14 protein-coding genes are annotated in these 15,833 nt (G+C 67.8%); 9 read left to right on the top strand and 5 right to left on the bottom strand.

The window, feature by feature from the left end:
- Positions 1-16: 16 nt before the first annotated feature.
- Positions 17-2,107: a transketolase gene (gene tkt / locus QRN19_RS12420; RefSeq protein WP_064296932.1), complete on the bottom strand. Its 2,091-nt coding sequence runs from the start codon at positions 2,105-2,107 to the stop codon at positions 17-19.
- A 377-nt stretch (positions 2,108-2,484) separates the two neighbouring features.
- Here tkt and QRN19_RS12415 point away from each other — a divergent pair, with 377 nt between their 5' ends.
- Positions 2,485-3,405: a heme o synthase gene (locus tag QRN19_RS12415; protein ID WP_285027265.1), complete on the top strand. Its 921-nt coding sequence runs from the start codon at positions 2,485-2,487 to the stop codon at positions 3,403-3,405.
- A 4-nt stretch (positions 3,406-3,409) separates the two neighbouring features.
- Positions 3,410-5,959, top strand: a complete 2,550-nt coding sequence (locus QRN19_RS12410) for a DEAD/DEAH box helicase (RefSeq protein WP_285027264.1) — start codon at positions 3,410-3,412, stop codon at positions 5,957-5,959.
- Between the two features lie 45 nt (positions 5,960-6,004).
- Here the strand turns inward: QRN19_RS12410 and QRN19_RS12405 are convergent, their stop codons facing one another.
- Positions 6,005-6,976, bottom strand: coding sequence for a COX15/CtaA family protein (locus QRN19_RS12405; RefSeq protein ID WP_502928221.1), 972 nt, complete (start codon positions 6,974-6,976; stop codon positions 6,005-6,007).
- Positions 6,977-7,283: 307 nt separating this feature from the next.
- Between QRN19_RS12405 and sufB the strand changes: the two genes are divergently transcribed.
- The 7 genes from sufB (at position 7,284) to abc-f (ending at position 14,363) form a co-directional block, all read left to right on the top strand.
- Positions 7,284-8,702, top strand: coding sequence for a Fe-S cluster assembly protein SufB (gene sufB, locus QRN19_RS12400; protein ID WP_064296935.1), 1,419 nt, complete (start codon positions 7,284-7,286; stop codon positions 8,700-8,702).
- A complete protein-coding gene (gene sufD / locus QRN19_RS12395; protein WP_285027263.1) occupies positions 8,702-9,910 on the top strand; it encodes a Fe-S cluster assembly protein SufD in 1,209 nt (402 codons plus the stop codon). The genes sufB and sufD overlap by 1 nt, the downstream gene beginning before the upstream one ends.
- Positions 9,910-10,233, top strand: coding sequence for a non-heme iron oxygenase ferredoxin subunit (locus tag QRN19_RS12390; RefSeq protein WP_064296937.1), 324 nt, complete (start codon positions 9,910-9,912; stop codon positions 10,231-10,233). Before sufD ends, QRN19_RS12390 begins: the two co-directional genes overlap by 1 nt.
- Before the next feature lie 4 nt (positions 10,234-10,237).
- Positions 10,238-11,014, top strand: coding sequence for a Fe-S cluster assembly ATPase SufC (sufC, locus tag QRN19_RS12385; protein ID WP_064296938.1), 777 nt, complete (start codon positions 10,238-10,240; stop codon positions 11,012-11,014).
- A 28-nt stretch (positions 11,015-11,042) separates the two neighbouring features.
- Positions 11,043-11,372, top strand: coding sequence for a metal-sulfur cluster assembly factor (locus tag QRN19_RS12380; RefSeq protein ID WP_056005622.1), 330 nt, complete (start codon positions 11,043-11,045; stop codon positions 11,370-11,372).
- 94 nt (positions 11,373-11,466) lie between these two features.
- Positions 11,467-12,633: a MalY/PatB family protein gene (locus QRN19_RS12375; protein ID WP_285027261.1), complete on the top strand. Its 1,167-nt coding sequence runs from the start codon at positions 11,467-11,469 to the stop codon at positions 12,631-12,633.
- A gap of 131 nt (positions 12,634-12,764) precedes the next feature.
- Positions 12,765-14,363 (top strand): ribosomal protection-like ABC-F family protein, encoded by a 1,599-nt coding sequence (gene abc-f / locus QRN19_RS12370; protein ID WP_056005615.1) that lies wholly within the window; start codon positions 12,765-12,767, stop codon positions 14,361-14,363.
- A gap of 80 nt (positions 14,364-14,443) precedes the next feature.
- Here abc-f and QRN19_RS12365 read toward each other — a convergent pair whose 3' ends face one another.
- From QRN19_RS12365 to QRN19_RS12355, 3 genes are read right to left on the bottom strand one after another with little or no spacing between them, the layout of a single operon-like run.
- Positions 14,444-15,292: an SURF1 family cytochrome oxidase biogenesis protein gene (locus tag QRN19_RS12365; protein ID WP_285027260.1), complete on the bottom strand. Its 849-nt coding sequence runs from the start codon at positions 15,290-15,292 to the stop codon at positions 14,444-14,446.
- Complete coding sequence (locus QRN19_RS12360) at positions 15,289-15,513, bottom strand: hypothetical protein (protein WP_285027259.1); 225 nt, start codon at positions 15,511-15,513, stop codon at positions 15,289-15,291. Before QRN19_RS12360 ends, QRN19_RS12365 begins: the two co-directional genes overlap by 4 nt.
- Positions 15,510-15,818, bottom strand: coding sequence for a DUF3099 domain-containing protein (locus QRN19_RS12355; protein ID WP_285027258.1), 309 nt, complete (start codon positions 15,816-15,818; stop codon positions 15,510-15,512). Before QRN19_RS12355 ends, QRN19_RS12360 begins: the two co-directional genes overlap by 4 nt.
- Between the last annotated feature and the right edge of the window lie 15 nt (positions 15,819-15,833).

Below are 15,833 nucleotides of genomic sequence, written 5' to 3'. Positions count from 1 at the left end.
GTCTCCTTCGCCCGGGCTACTTGCCGAGCGTCTCGTGTGCTGCGGAGACGACTGCCTCCGTGGTGATGCCGAACTCACGGAACAGCGTCTTGTAGTCGGCGGAAGCACCGAAGTGCTCGATCGACACGGTCCGGCCGGCGTCGCCGACGATGCTCTTCCAGGTCAGGCCGAGACCCGCCTCGACGGACACGCGTGCGGTGACGGCCTTCGGGAGGACGGACTCGCGGTACTCGGCGGACTGCTCCTCGAACCACTCGAGTGCGGGCACCGAGACGACGCGGGCGTTGACGCCCTCGCCGCGCAGGACCTCGCGGGCCTCGACGGCGAGCTGGAGCTCGGAGCCCGTCGCGATGAGGATGACGTCCGGCGTGCCGCCGGGCGCCTCGGCGAGGATGTACGCGCCCTTGGCGACGTTCGACGCCGCAGCGAAGGTCTCGCCGGTGGCGTCGCCCGTCCCGCGCTCGAACACCGGGATGTTCTGACGGGTCAGCGCGATGCCGGTCGGGCCGCCGCGACGCTTGAGGATCTCGAGCCAGGCGTAGGCCACCTCGTTCGCGTCACCCGGTCGCACGACGGCGAGGTTCGGGATGGCACGGAGCGAGGCGAGCTGCTCGATCGGCTGGTGCGTGGGGCCGTCCTCACCGAGGGCGACGGAGTCGTGGGTCCACACGAAGATGGACGGCACGTTCATGAGCGCGGCGAGACGGACGGCCGGACGCATGTAGTCGCTGAAGATGAGGAAGGTGCCACCGAACGCGCGGGTCGGGCCGTGCAGGACGATGCCGTTGAGGATCGCGGCCATGGCGTGCTCGCGGATGCCGAAGTGCAGGACGCGACCGTAGGGGTTCCCGGTCCACTCGTGGGTGGAGTGCTCGCTCGGGATGAACGACGCACCGCCCTCGATCGTCGTGTTGTTCGACTCGGCGAGGTCGGCCGAACCGCCCCACAGCTCCGGGATGACCGGGCCGAGGGCGTTGAGCACCTTGCCGGATGCGGCGCGGGTCGAGACGTCCTTGCCGGCCTCGAACACGGGCAGCGCAGACTCGACACCCTCGGGGAGTTCGCCGGCCTCGAGACGCTCCAGCAGCGCAGCGCGCTCCGGGTTGGCCGCGGCCCAGGCGTCGAACGTCTGCTGCCACTCGGCGCGTGCCTCGGCACCGCGGTCGATCGCCTTGCGGGTGTGCTCGATGACCTCGTCGGCGACGAAGAAGTTCTGCTCGGGGTCGAAGCCGAGCACCTCCTTCACGGCAGCGAGTTCCTCGGCACCCAACGCGGAGCCGTGGATCTTGCCGGAGTTCTGCTTCTTGGGAGCCGGCCAACCGATGATGGTCTTCAGGATGATGAGCGACGGCTTGTCGGTCTCGGCCTTCGCGGCCTCGATCGCGTCGTTGAGTGCGTGGACGTCCTCGACGTACTCGCCGGTCTTCTTCCAGTCGACGACCTGGACGTGCCAGTGGTAGGCCTCATAGCGGGCCTTGACGTCCTCGGTGAAGGCGATGTTGGTGTCGTCCTCGATCGAGATCTGGTTGGAGTCGTAGATCGCGATGAGGTTGCCGAGCTGCTGGTGACCGGCGAGCGAGGAGGCCTCGCTCGTGACGCCTTCCTGCAGGTCGCCGTCGCCGGCGATGACATAGACGAAGTGGTCGAACGGGCTCGTGCCGGCCTCGGCCTCGGGGTCGAACAGGCCACGCTCGAAGCGGGACGCGTACGCGAAGCCCACGGCGGAGGCGAGCCCCTGGCCGAGGGGGCCGGTGGTGATCTCGACGCCGTCGGTGTGACCGTACTCCGGGTGACCCGGCGTGAGCGAACCCCAGGTGCGGAGCGCCTCGAGGTCCGAGAGTTCCAGACCGTAGCCGCCCAGGTAGAGCTGGACGTACTGGGTCAGGGAGCTGTGCCCGACCGACAGCACGAAGCGGTCGCGTCCGAGCCAGTCCTGGTCCTTCGGATCGCGTCGCATGACCTTCTGGAACAGCAGGTAGGCGGCGGGGGCGAGACTCATCGCCGTTCCCGGGTGGCCGTTGCCGACCTTCTCCACCGCGTCGGCGGCGAGGATGCGCGCCGTGTCGACTGCTTTGCTGTCAATGCTTTCCCACTGCAGATCTGCCACTGAATACTGACCCTTCTCATCGGAACAGGAGGCCGACGAGCGGTCGAGCCTTCTTCTGTGCGTTCGCGGCCCACGTCGTCTTCGGCGTCCGAGCACACGACACCGCTCTTCGAACTGGGTGAAGGGGGGCGCACGCGTGCACAGTGGCTGGCGAGCACTCCCCAGCATAGCGAACCCCTGCAGCCGACGGTCGATGTTCGACGAGCGCGAACAGGCGACGTCACGGATCGTTGCAGAGCTTGCAGGACGGGCCTCGCCCGGTGAGGCACGTCGCGCCTGCGCACCGTGAGTAGGGAGCCGCCCGCGCGTGTCGTAGAATCGTCTGCGGACCGCGCACCGGGCGAGCAGTGCGTGGTGAACCGAACGTTAGAGGAGCAATGGACGTCGCTGTAGCAGAACGTGTGTCGAGCCCCAAGCTCGGTTTCCGACGCAAGGCGAAGGCGTACATCGCCCTCACCAAGCCGCGGGTCATGGAGCTGCTCCTCGTGACGACGATCCCCGTCATGATCCTCGCGAAGGGCGGCCTGCCCGACTGGTGGCTCGTCATCGCGACCGTCATCGGCGGGTCGTTGAGCGCCGGCTCCGCGGCGGCGTTCAACTGCTACATCGACCGCGACATCGACGCGGTCATGGACCGCACGAAGAAGCGCCCCCTCGTGACCGGCGAGCTCACGCCGCGCGAGGCGCTCGTGTTCGCGTGGACGCTCGGCGTCGTCTCCACGGTCTGGCTCCTCGCCACCACCAACTGGCTCGCGGCCACCTTGTCCGTCGGCGCGATCCTCTTCTACGTCTTCGTGTACACGCTGTGGCTGAAGCGACGCACCCAGCAGAACATCATCTGGGGTGGGATCGCGGGCTGCTTCCCCGTGGTCATCGGCTGGGCCGCCGTCACCGGTTCACTGACATGGGCACCGATCATCCTCTTCGCGGTCGTGTTCCTCTGGACGCCGCCGCACTACTGGCCGCTGTCGATGAAGTACCGCAGTGACTACCAGGCCGTCGGCGTGCCGATGCTCGCCGTCGTCCGCGGCCGCGCGCAGGTCGGCCTCCAGGTCATCCTGTACGCGTGGGCGACGGTCGTCTGCTCGCTCCTGCTCATCCCGGTGGCCGACATGGGGCTGCTGTACAGCGCCGTCGCCCTCCTGTCCGGCGGGTGGTTCGTCTACGAGACCCACCGCCTGTACAACCTCGCGATCCGCCACGAGCACGTCTCGCCGATGCGCGTCTTCCACGGGTCGATCACCTACCTGACCCTCCTGTTCCTCGCCGTCGGCATCGACCCGCTGCTCCCGTTCTGACCCGGTGGCTGACGCAGCGGAACGCGGCCGGCTGATCGCTGCGACGGGGGAGAGCCCCGACATCGTCTTCGATCGGTTCGTCTCCTGGGCCGAGGCCGGCGGACTCCGCCTGTACCCGGCGCAGGAGGAGGCGCTCATCGGCATCGTCGACGGCGCCAACGTCATCCTCTCCACCCCGACGGGCACCGGTAAGAGCCTCGTCGCCGCCGGCGCACACTTCGCGGCGCTGAGCTCCGGTCGCCGCAGCTACTACACGGCCCCCATCAAGGCGCTCGTCAGCGAGAAGTTCTTCGCGCTCGTGGAGATGTTCGGCGCGGAGAACGTCGGGATGGTCACCGGGGACTCCTCGGTGAACGCGGACGCGCCGATCGTCTGCTGCACCGCGGAGATCGTCGCCAACTTGGCGCTCCGGCACGGCGAGGACGCCGGCATCGACCAGGTCGTGATGGACGAGTTCCACTTCTACGCCGACCCCGACCGCGGGTGGGCGTGGCAGGTGCCGCTCCTCACCCTCCCGGACACGCAGTTCGTCCTCATGTCCGCGACCCTCGGCGACGTCGGCGACCTCGCACGCGACCTCGAGCGCCGGACCGGCCGCGAGACCGCCATCGTGACCGGTGTCGAACGACCGGTCCCGCTCCATTTCTCCTACGCGACCACACCGATCCACGAGACCGTGGAAGACCTCCTCCACACGGGACAGGCTCCGATCTACATCGTCCACTTCGCGCAGGCGGCGGCGCTCGAGCGGGCGCAGGCCTTGACCAGCCTCAAGGTCGTCACCCGCGAGCAACGCGACGAGATCGCCGACGCCATCGGCGACTTCCGGTTCAGCACCGCGTTCGGCACGACGCTGTCCCGGCTCGTCCGCAGCGGGATCGGCGTGCACCACGCCGGCATGCTGCCGAAGTACCGACGCCTCGTGGAGCAGCTGGCCCAACGTGGTCTCCTCCGCATCATCTGCGGGACGGACACCCTCGGCGTCGGGATCAACGTCCCGATCCGCACCGTCCTGTTCACGGCGCTCACGAAGTACGACGGCACGAAGATGCGTCAGGTGAACGCCCGGGAGTTCCACCAGATCGCCGGTCGTGCGGGTCGGGCCGGCTACGACACTGCGGGCACCGTCGTCGTCCAGGCCCCCGAGCACGAGACCGAGAACCTCAAGCTCATCGAGAAGGCCGGCGACGACCCGAAGAAGCGCCGGAAGATCATCCGGAAGAAGGCGCCGGAGGGGTTCGTGTCCTGGGGGGAGCCGAGCTTCCAGCGCCTCGTCGCGGCCGAGCCTGAGACACTGACCAGCCACATGCAGCTCACCCACGCGATGATGCTCAGCGTCATCGCACGCGGCGGTGACAGCTTCGGCACCATCCGCTCCCTCGTCTTCGACAACCACGAGCCTCGGGCGAGACGCTTCGCCCTGGCCAGGCGCGCGCTCGAGATATACCGCACCCTCCGCACGGCAGGGGTGATCACCCAGACGATCGACCCCGAGACGGGTGAGGTCGTCATCGGCCTCACGGTCGAACTGCAGCCGAACTTCGCGCTCAACGCCCCGCTGTCGCCCTTCGCCCTCGCCGCGTTCGAGCTGTTGGACCCCGAGGAGCCCGGCTTCGCCCTCGACGTCATCTCGGTCGTCGAGTCGACGCTCGACGATCCACGCCAGATCGTCATGGCCCAGCAGCACCTCGCCAGGGGCGAGGCCGTGCAGGCGATGAAGGCCGAGGGGATCGAGTACGACCAGCGCATGGAGCTCCTCGAGGCGGTGACCCATCCGAGACCACTGGCGGAACTCCTCGAGGCGGCGTTCACGAGCTACACCGCCGCACAACCGTGGGCACTCGACCTCGAGCTCCGCCCGAAGGCGGTCGTCCGCGACTTCATCGAGCGCGCCCTGAACTTCAGCGAGTTCGTCTCGTTCTACAGTCTCTCGAGATCCGAGGGACTCGTCCTGCGGTACCTCTCCGACGCCTTCCGGGCGATCCGGCAGAGCGTTCCGGACGAGTTCAAGGACGAGGAGCTCCAGGACCTCATCGAGTGGCTCGGCGAGCTCGTCCGACAGGTCGACTCCAGTCTGCTCGACGAGTGGGAGGAGCTGTCCCACCCGGACCCCGAACGCCATGCGGAGACGAGTCGGTCACTTCCGCCGACGCCACGGAGCGTCCTCGCCAACCGCCGGGCGTTCACCGTCCTCGTCCGGAACGAACTCTTCCGACGGGTCCAGCTCGCGTCGCTGGAGCACTACGACGCGCTCGGCGAGCTCGACGCGTCAGCTGGATTCGACGCCGACACCTGGGCCGACGCCATGGATCCGTACTTCGAGGAGCACGGTGAGCTCCCGACGGGTGCTGCAGCACGGAGCCCGGCGCTGCTGGTCATCGACGACGAGGACGAGCGCCCCGTCGGTGACACGGGCGGCGTCTGGCGGGTGCGGCAGGTGTTCGCCGATCCGGCCGGCGACCACGACTGGGGGATCAGTGCGGTCATCGATCTCGACGCCTCCGACGAGACCGGGACCGCGGTCGTCCGGGTGACCGCTGTCGGGATGCTCTGAGTCGTCAGCAGACGCTCTGAGTCGTCAGCAGGAGAGTCAAAGCCGTCAGCGGGAGACGCTGAGGGATGCCGGATCCTCGGCGCGCGACGCGGTCCGGACCGGGATCCGCTGCTGCAGCACGACCCAGGTCATCGCTGCGACGAGCAGCCCGGCCAGCACCATGTGCAGCCCCACGAGCACCTCGGGGAGTCCGAGGCGGGCCTGGGTGAGCCCCACGATGATCTGCACCACTTCGACAGCCAGCAGGGTGGAGACCGCGGCGCGCACCCCGCGCGACCCACGGCGGGCACCGAGCGCGATCGCACCGACGAGCAGGACGATGGTGCCGGCGAGCGTCGCGTAGGCGGGCCAGCTGTGGAGGTGCTGGAGGAACTCGGGGTCGAACCCGTTGCGCGGCGCCGGCACCTCCTTCGAGTTGTCGCCGGCGTGCGGGCCCGAGCCCGTTGTCAGGATCCCGAACACGACGGTGACGGCGACGAAGAGGCTCGTCAGATGGACGACGCCGAGATACCAGCCGGGCATGACCTTCACCGCACCACGGGGGCCCCGATAGACCCGGTGGACGAGCATCGTCGCGAGGGCGACGAGGACGATCGAGATGACGAAGTGCAGCCCGACCACGTACGGGTTCAGCCCGGTGAGGACGGTGATGCCGCCGAGGACCGCCTGCGCGGGGATCGACAGTCCCTGGAGCAGGGTCAGTCGGAAGAGGTCGGGGCGCTGCCGGCGCATGCGGATCACCGCGAGGAACGCGGCGATCACGATGGCCGCCAGGACGAAGGTCAGGAGGCGGTTGCCGAACTCGATGAACCCGTGGATGCCCATCTCCGGCGTGTTGACGAAGGAGTCGTCCGTGCAGCGCGGCCACGTCGGGCACCCGAGGCCGGAGGCCGTCAGACGCACGGCGCCGCCGGTCCCGATGAGGACGAGCTGGAAGGCGAACGAGAGCCAGGCGACGACCCGCACGCGCTTGTCGATCGTGGTCGGTAGCCACTGCCAGAACCGGGTGGCCCGCACCCGGTCGGAAAGGGTCGGTGCCGGCGTCGGTCGACCGGCGGACTTGGAGTGGTGTGACACGGGTCGATCCTTCGGTTCGCGGTGGCCACGGCTGCGGTATCCACCGTTCTCACCCACAACCCACAGGAAGCTGTAGGATTATGAGGTTCACGGTGCGCGCGAGAAGCGCCATGGTTCATGAACATTGTAGGTTCGCGAAGAAGCCGCCCGCACATCCCCTCCCCAATCCGCTCCGATCAGGCGCGTGCCATGGGAGGGAATGACGACCTCCAGCCGGTGGTTGTCTCCAGGGAGGAAAGAGGGACACATGTCAGACATCCTGATCGATCGCCCGGAGCTCGCCGGACTCGGCCAATACGAGTTCGGATGGCACGACGGCGACGTCGCCGGCGCGTCAGCGCGCCGCGGCATCTCCACCGAGGTCGTGGCCGACATCTCCGCATTGAAGAGCGAACCGGAGTGGATGCTGCAGCGCCGCCTCAAGGCCCTGCAGCTGTTCGAGCGCAAGCCCATGCCGACGTGGGGCGCCGACCTCTCTGAGATCGACTTCGAGAACATCAAGTACTTCGTCCGGTCCACCGAGAAACAGGCTCAGACCTGGGAGGACCTGCCGGACGACATCAAGAACACCTACGAGAAGCTCGGCATCCCCGAGGCGGAGCGCCAGCGCCTCGTGTCCGGCGTCGCCGCGCAGTACGAGTCCGAGGTGGTCTACCACCAGATCAACGAGGAGCTCGAAGCACAGGGTGTCATCTTCATGGACACCGACACCGCCTTGCGCGAGCACCCCGAGTTCTTCGAGGAGTACTTCGGCACGGTCATCCCGTCCGGCGACAACAAGTTCGCCGCGCTGAACACCGCCGTGTGGTCGGGCGGCTCCTTCGTCTATGTGCCGCCCGGCGTGCACGTCGAGATCCCGCTGCAGGCCTACTTCCGGATCAACACCGAGAACATGGGCCAGTTCGAGCGCACGCTGATCATCGCCGACGAGGGCAGCTACGTGCACTACATCGAGGGCTGCACCGCGCCGATCTACAAGTCCGACTCACTGCACTCCGCGGTCGTCGAGATCATCGTCAAGAAGAACGCCCGCGTCCGCTACACGACGATCCAGAACTGGTCGAACAACGTCTACAACCTGGTCACGAAGCGCGCCACGGCCGCCGAAGGCGCGACCATGGAGTGGATCGACGGCAATATCGGATCCAAGGTCACGATGAAGTACCCGTCCATCTACCTCATGGGCGAGCACGCCAAGGGCGAGACCCTGTCCGTCGCGTTCGCCGGTCCCGGCCAGCACCAGGACGCCGGCGCGAAGATGATCCACATGGCTCCGTACACGCAGTCGTCGATCGTCTCCAAGTCGATCGCCCGAGGCGGCGGTCGCGCGGGCTACCGTGGCGAGGTCAGGGTGGACGCCAACGCCCACCACTCGGCCAACACCGTGCGCTGCGACGCGCTCCTGGTCGACACCATCTCCCGCAGCGACACCTACCCGGCGATCGACATCCGGGTGGACGACGTCCAGCTCGGACACGAGGCGACGGTGTCCAAGGTCAGCGAGGAGCAGCTCTTCTACCTCATGAGCCGCGGCATGCCGGAAGACGAGGCCATGGCGATGATCGTCCGCGGCTTCATCGAACCGATCGCCCGCGAACTGCCCATGGAGTACGCACTCGAACTCAACAAGCTCATCGAGATGGGCATGGAAGGATCCGTCGGTTAATGACGACTGCAGCACCGACTCAGACCGAAGGACAGCACGGCATCACGGCACACAGCGACGGCGCAGGACGCGTCATCCCGGTGCAGACCCGATCGGAGCGCTTCAGCTCCTATGATGTCGCCGACTTCCCAGCGGTGACGGGACGCGAGGCGGTCTGGAAGCTCAGCCCGGTCGCGCAGTTCACCGACCTCACCGCGGGGGAGCTCGACGGCTCGCCCACCCCGATCACGCACGACGACGTCGACGGCTTCAGCGTCGAGTGGATCAGTCGCGACGACGCCCGCGTCGGCTCCGCCGGCGTGCCGGAGGAGCGCGCCTCCGCGAACGCCTGGTCGAGCTTCGACCAGGCACTGGCGATCTCGGTCACGGGCGAGGAGTCCAAGACCCTGCGCCTCGAGCGGAGCGGGCTCGGCGACGGCGCCCGCGCCGCGCACACCGTCATCACCGCCGCGCCGTTCAGCCGCGGACTCATCATCATCGAGAACGCGGGCGACGCCCGCCTCACCGAGAATGTCGAGATCGTCGTCGGCGAGCAGGCCGACGTGACCGTCGTGACCGTGCAGTGGTGGGACGACGCAGCCGTGCACCTCGCCAGCCACTTCGCGTCCATCGGTCGCGACGCCCACCTCAAGCACGTCGTGGTGTCGCTCGGCGGCAAGGTCGTCCGGGTGAACCCGACCCTGCACCTCGCCGGTCAGGGCTCGGACCTCGACTCGCTCGGCGTGTACTTCTCCGACGCGGGTCAGCACCTCGAGCAGCAGGTCTACATGCACCACGACGCACCGAACACCCGCGGGCGCGTGACCTACAAGGGCGCACTGCAGGGCGAGGGTGCGCGGTCCGTGTGGATCGGCGACGTCCTCATCAGCAACCGTGCCGTCGGCACCGACAGCTACGAGCAGAACCGCAACCTGGTCCTCTCCGACGGCACCCGTGCCGACTCCGTGCCGAACCTCGAGATCGAGACCGGCGACATCGCCGGTGCCGGTCACGCGAGCGCGACCGGACGCTTCGACGACGAGCAGCTCTTCTACCTGCAGGCTCGAGGCATCCCTGAGGACGAGGCACGACGACTCGTCGTCCGCGGCTTCCTCGTGGAGATCATCCAGCAGATCGGTGACACCGAGCTGCAGGAGCGCCTCTCGGCGGCCATCGAGGCCGAACTGCTCGGCGCCGACGGACAGGGCACCGGCGGAGTGCAGCACTGATGGCGACGAAGGTGTGCTCGTTCGACGAGCTCGCCGTCAACCAGGCCAAGCGGGTCGTGGTGGACGGCGTGCCGATCGCCCTCGTGCGCGACGCCTCGGACGAACTGTTCGCGATCGGCGACGTCTGCACCCACGGCGACATCTCGCTGTCCGAAGGCTTCGTCGAGGACGGCAACCTCGAATGCTGGGCACACGGCTCGCAGTTCTCGCTCACGACGGGCAAGCCGCTCACCCTTCCGGCCTACGAGCCGGTCCCCGTCTACACCGTCGAGCTCATCGACGGCGACATCTACATCGACCCGACCGCAACGAAAGAGATCTAGCACCATGTCAGTCCTCGAAATCCGCGACCTGCACGTCAGCGTCGAAACCGAACAGGGCACCAAGCCGATCCTGCGTGGCGTCGACCTCACCATCCGCACGGGCGAAACGCACGCGATCATGGGTCCGAACGGTTCGGGCAAGTCCACGCTCGCGTACACGATCGCCGGCCACCCGAAGTACACCGTCGACAGCGGATCCATCACGCTCGACGGTGAGGACGTCCTCGCGATGAGCGTCGACGAGCGCGCTCGCGCCGGACTCTTCCTCGCGATGCAGTACCCCGTCGAGATCCCCGGCGTCACGGTCACGAACTTCCTCCGCACGGCGAAGACCGCCGTCGACGGCGAGGCGCCCGCGATCCGCGGCTGGATCAAGGACGTCCGCGAGTCGATGAAGAACCTGCGCATGGAGCCGGCCTTCGCCGAGCGCAACGTCAACGAGGGCTTCTCCGGTGGCGAGAAGAAGCGGCACGAGATCCTCCAGCTCGAGCTGCTGAAGCCGCAGTTCGCGGTCCTCGACGAGACCGACTCCGGCCTCGATGTCGACGCCCTCAAGATCGTGTCCGAGGGCGTCAACCGCGCCAAGGAGAACACCGGCCTCGGTGTCCTGCTGATCACGCACTACACGCGCATCCTCCGCTACATCAAGCCGGACTTCGTGCACGTCTTCGTCGCCGGCAAGATCGCGGAGCAGGGCGGTCCCGAGCTCGCCGACCGACTCGAGAACGAAGGCTACGACCGTTTCCTCGTCGACGCCGTCGTCGCCCCGGAAGGTGCCTGAAGCCGCGTGAGCGGTCTAAGATAACGACATGGTAACAACGCTCAGTCCGCAACGATTCGACGAGGTCGAAGAGGCGCTCAAGGACGTCATGGACCCCGAGCTCGGGGTGAACGTGGTCGACCTCGGTCTCATCTACGACCTGGGTTGGGACGACGAGAACGACGCGCTCATCATCCACATGACCCTGACCTCCGCAGGATGTCCGCTCACGGACGTCCTCGAGGAGCAGACGGGTCAAGCACTCGACGGCATCGTCGACGCCTTCCGCATCAACTGGGTGTGGATGCCGCCGTGGGGCCCAGAGCGCATCACGGACGACGGGCGCGACATGATGCGTGCCCTCGGCTTCTCGATCTGATCGAACCCCCACGACGACGGACGGCTGCATTGCAGCCGTCCGTCGTCCTGTTCCCCGACAGCGTCGTCCGGCTGATCCCGGATAGGGTCGAGGCATGACCGAGATCGTGTCCGCAGACCCCCTTGACGTCCTGCGCAGCCGGACGAGCGAGAAGTGGTCCGAGTACCCCGACGACGTCCTGCCCATGTTCGTCGCCGAGATGGACGTCCCCCTGGCACCCGTGGTCCGCGATGCGTTGCACGCGGCGATCGACCGCGGCGACGCCGGATACGTCGCGAGCCGCACACGGCTCCCGCAGGCGTTCGCCGACTTCGCGGCGCGACGCTGGGGATGGGCCGTGGATCCCGGCTCCGTGTTCACCACCGCCGACGTCAGCATGGGCATCGTCGAGATACTGCGTCGCGTCATCGCGCCCGGCGACGGCGTCGTGATCACCTCGCCGGTCTACCCGCCGTTCTTCGACCTGGTCACCGAAGCCGGGGGAGTCGTGGTGGACGTCCCCTTGCGCGGGTCCAGCCGTGTCGACGACCCTGCCGGAGGCTGGCGGCTCGACCTGGACGGTCTCGAAGCCGCGTTCCGCAATGGTGCGAAGGCGTTCCTGCTCTGCAACCCGCACAATCCGATCGGACGGCCGCACACGGTCGACGAACTCCGCTCGGTCGCCGCCCTGGCCGCGCGGTACGGGGTCACCGTCGTCAGCGACGAGATCCACGCTCCGCTCACCCAGCCTGGCGAGCGGTTCGTCCCCTATCTCAGTGTGTCCGACGAGGCCGCCGAACACGGGTACGCCGTCCTGTCGGCGAGCAAGGCCTGGAACCTCGCCGGCCTGAAGTGCGCGGTGATGGTCACCGCCGGCCCGGGGCCGCGGAGCGTGGTCGCGGGGATGCCGGTCGAGGTGTTCTGGCGGACGGGCCAGTTCGGTGTGCTGGCTTCGGTCGCGGCCTTCGAGGCCGGAGAGCCCTGGCTGGACGGGCTCCTCGGGTTGATCGACGGCAACCGGCGGCTGCTCGGTGAGCTGCTGGGCGCCGAGCTGCCCGAGATCGGCTACCGTCCACCTGCCGCCGGCTACCTCGCCTGGCTGGACTGCACCGCGCTCGGTTGGACCGAGCCCCCGGCGCGACGCATCCTCCGTGAGGCGCGCGTCGCCCTGCAGGAGGGAGCCCCGTTCGGGCCCGGAGGCCTCGGCCACGCACGGCTCAACCTGGCCTGCTCTCCAGAGCTCCTCACCGACGCGATCGGACGGATCTCCGCCCTGCGTTGACGGTCGTCCGGCCCGGCTGGAACCCCGCCGGACCGGTCGCGGTGCTGAGCATCGGATTCACGATTTATACTGGGAGGCTGACCCCCACCCTCCGCGTTGTCGAAACGCACCCGAAGAAATGGACTATGCCTGTGCTGAGTGTGCACGACCTCGAGATCCGCGTGGGGGCACGCGTGCTCATGGAGCACGTGAACTTCCGCGTGTCCGCCGGCGACAAGATCGGTCTCGTCGGCCGTAACGGTGCCGGCAAGACCACCCTGACCAAGACGCTGGCGGGGGAGACCCTCCCGACGAACGGCAAGATCGATCGCGGTGGCGAGATCGGGTACCTCCCGCAGGACCCGCGATCCGGCAACCCGGAGGACCTCGCCCGTACCCGCATCCTCGATGCGCGTGGCCTCGGCCAGCTCGCGCTCGGCATGCACGAGTCGAGCATGGCCATGGCGAGCGACGACCCGAAGGTGGCGGAAGCCGCCATGAAGAAGTACGGCAACCTCACCGACCGGTTCAACGCGCTCGGCGGGTACGCCGCAGAGGCCGAGGCGGCCTCGATCGCATCGAACCTGAACCTGCCCGACCGCATCCTCGATCAGCAGCTGAAGACGCTCTCGGGTGGACAGCGCCGCCGCATCGAACTCGCGCGCATCCTCTTCTCCGACGCCGAGACGCTCATCCTCGACGAGCCGACCAACCACCTCGATGCCGACTCGGTCGTCTGGCTGCGTGAGTTCCTCAAGCAGTACAAGGGCGGGTTCATCGTGATCTCGCACGACATCGAGCTCGTCGGCGAGACCGTCAACCGGGTCTTCTACCTCGATGCGAACCGCACCGTCATCGACATCTACAACATGAACTGGAAGAACTATCAGCGTCAGCGCGAGGCCGACGAGGAGCGCCGGAAGAAGGAGCGCACCAACGTCGAGAAGAAGGCGACGGCGCTCCAGCTCCAGGCGGCCAAGTTCGGCGCGAAGGCCAGTAAGGCGGCCGCAGCCCACCAGATGGTGGCCCGCGCCGAACGCATGCTCTCCGGCCTCGAGGAGGTCCGCGCGCAGGACCGCGTGGCCAAGCTACGGTTCCCGACCCCGGCGCCCTGTGGCCGGACCCCGCTCATGGCGAGCAACCTGTCGAAGAGCTACGGCTCGCTCGAGATCTTCACGGCGGTCGACCTCGCGATCGACCGTGGCTCGAAGGTCGTCATCCTCGGATTCAACGGTGCGGGCAAGACGACCCTGCTGCGGATCCTCGCCGGCGTGGACCAGCCCGACACCGGGCAGCTCGAGCCCGGGCACGGCCTGCGGATCGGCTACTACGCCCAGGAGCACGAGACGATCGACGTGAAGCGCAGCGTGCTGGAGAACATGGTCTCCTCGTCGCCGAACATCACCGAGATGGAAGCGCGTAAGGTCCTCGGCTCGTTCCTGTTCACCGGCGACGACTCCAACAAGCTCGCGGGCGTGCTGTCCGGCGGCGAGAAGACGAGACTCGCTCTCGCGATGATCGTCGTCTCTGGCGCGAACATGCTCCTCCTCGACGAACCGACCAACAACCTCGACCCGGCCAGCCGTCTGGAGATCCTCGACGCGCTCGCCCACTACGAGGGCGCGGTCGTGCTCGTGAGTCACGACGAGGGCGCCGTCGAGGCGCTCAACCCGGAGCGGGTGCTCATCCTGCCCGACGGCGTCGAGGACCACTGGAACAAGGACTACCAGGACCTCGTCAGCCTGGCCTAGCGCCTGCGGGCCAGCGCGCCCGGCCCGTGAGCATCACGAGCTGGGTACGCCCCGTCAGTCGACGGCTCGGGGCAGTCGGGTCAGCGACTCGCTTCGAGGATCTCATCCTCGATGTCGGCGTCGGACCGCGCTTTCGCGGCGAGCCGTTCGGCACGCACAGCCGCACGCCGCTGCTCCTTCGGGTCGTCGGAGTTCAGGATGCGGTACTCCTGACGGATGGCATAGGCGAGGAAGATGAAGCCCATCAGCGCGAAGACCACCCATTGCAGCGCGTACGAGAGGTGCATCCCCTCGTTCGGCTCGGGCTTGATCGGACCGAGCGGTGCCGCGTCGGCAGGCGCCGGGCTCTCCGAGAGGAGCATGCCGTAGGCACCGGAGTAGAGCGTCTCGCCGCGGAGTTCGGCGATCTGCGGGAGGTTGATCGTGGCCACCTGGCCGTCGGCGGCCCCGCGGCCCGGGAGCGTCGGTTCGCCGGGTCGGATGCGGACGACGACCGAGACCTCTCCGCTCGGAGGCGCCGGGATCGATTCGGGTGCCTCGAGTGAATCGTCCGCGGCGACCCAGCCACGGTCGACGATGAACACGTCTCCGTTCGCCAAGCGGAGCGGCGTGAGGACGTTGAAGCCCGCCTGGTTGTTCCGGGGACGGTTCCGAACCAGCAGCTGTTCGTCGGGCAGGTAGGTTCCGCTCATCGACACCGGGTGCCATTCATCGGCCACGCTGAAGGAGTCGAGCGACGGCAGCGCTTCGTCGAGCGGGATCGGGGTCGCGTCCCAGTTGGTCTCGATGCGTTGGACCTCCTCCTCCTTCTCGCTCGCCCGTGCGAGCTGCCAGTTGGAGAGGAGCACGCACACGATCGCGAACACGATCGCGACGCCGAGGTAGCCGAGCCAGCGGCGACTGAAGGCGAACCGCCAACCCGCGCTCATGAGCCGACCGCCGACGTCAGTGGACGCCGCTCGAGCGGGAAGGAGCGGGCTTCGAGGAAGGCCTCCAAGAAGTCGACGTGGTCGTCGCAGGCGGTCCAGACCTTCACGCGGTCCTCCGCGTGGATCTTCGGATTGCGCCACTCGATCCGCCAACCTGCCGCCGCGCGGCAGCCGGCCCGAGAGCAGATCACGCCGTCGGGCTCGGCACCGAACCCGATCATGCCTGGTCGGCCGGACGAGGCGGAACCGAGTCGTCGACGATGGTCGGCCGCTGGGACACGACGACACCGGTCGGGCGCTCGATGGCCCCCTGCGACGGCAGCGACCCGGCGTTCGCGATGATCACGGCGATGTACGGCAGGAAGATGGCACCGGCTGCGACCGCGAACATCCAACCGCCCTGGACGAACGGGAGCGCAGCGAGGCAAAGCAACCGGACACCCATGGTGATCGAGTACTTGATGAGCCGCTGCCGGCGCTCCTGTTCGGGAGCCGGTGGGAGGGAGGTGATGCTCTGCTGCTTCATGCCATGACCAGCCTA

Origin of the sequence: Plantibacter sp. ME-Dv--P-122b, assembly GCF_030209375.1 — a bacterium.
In the GTDB taxonomy this organism is placed as follows: domain Bacteria; phylum Actinomycetota; class Actinomycetes; order Actinomycetales; family Microbacteriaceae; genus Plantibacter.
The sequence above is the reverse complement of the archived record's forward strand: the minus strand, read 5'-3'. Positions and strand labels throughout refer to the sequence as shown.

Bases quoted from the DNA above. Each gene is read 5' to 3' on its own strand.
- QRN19_RS12415 (WP_285027265.1), top strand. From the start codon at position 2,485: ATGGACGTCGCTGTAGCAGAACGTGTGTCGAGCCCCAAGCTCGGTTTC.
- sufB (WP_064296935.1), top strand. From the start codon at position 7,284: ATGTCAGACATCCTGATCGATCGCCCGGAGCTCGCCGGACTCGGCCAA.
- sufD (WP_285027263.1), top strand. From the start codon at position 8,702: ATGACGACTGCAGCACCGACTCAGACCGAAGGACAGCACGGCATCACG.
- QRN19_RS12390 (WP_064296937.1), top strand. From the start codon at position 9,910: ATGGCGACGAAGGTGTGCTCGTTCGACGAGCTCGCCGTCAACCAGGCC.
- sufC (WP_064296938.1), top strand. From the start codon at position 10,238: ATGTCAGTCCTCGAAATCCGCGACCTGCACGTCAGCGTCGAAACCGAA.
- QRN19_RS12380 (WP_056005622.1), top strand. From the start codon at position 11,043: ATGGTAACAACGCTCAGTCCGCAACGATTCGACGAGGTCGAAGAGGCG.
- QRN19_RS12375 (WP_285027261.1), top strand. From the start codon at position 11,467: ATGACCGAGATCGTGTCCGCAGACCCCCTTGACGTCCTGCGCAGCCGG.
- QRN19_RS12365 (WP_285027260.1), bottom strand. From the start codon at position 15,292: ATGAGCGCGGGTTGGCGGTTCGCCTTCAGTCGCCGCTGGCTCGGCTAC.
- QRN19_RS12360 (WP_285027259.1), bottom strand. From the start codon at position 15,513: ATGATCGGGTTCGGTGCCGAGCCCGACGGCGTGATCTGCTCTCGGGCC.
- QRN19_RS12355 (WP_285027258.1), bottom strand. From the start codon at position 15,818: ATGAAGCAGCAGAGCATCACCTCCCTCCCACCGGCTCCCGAACAGGAG.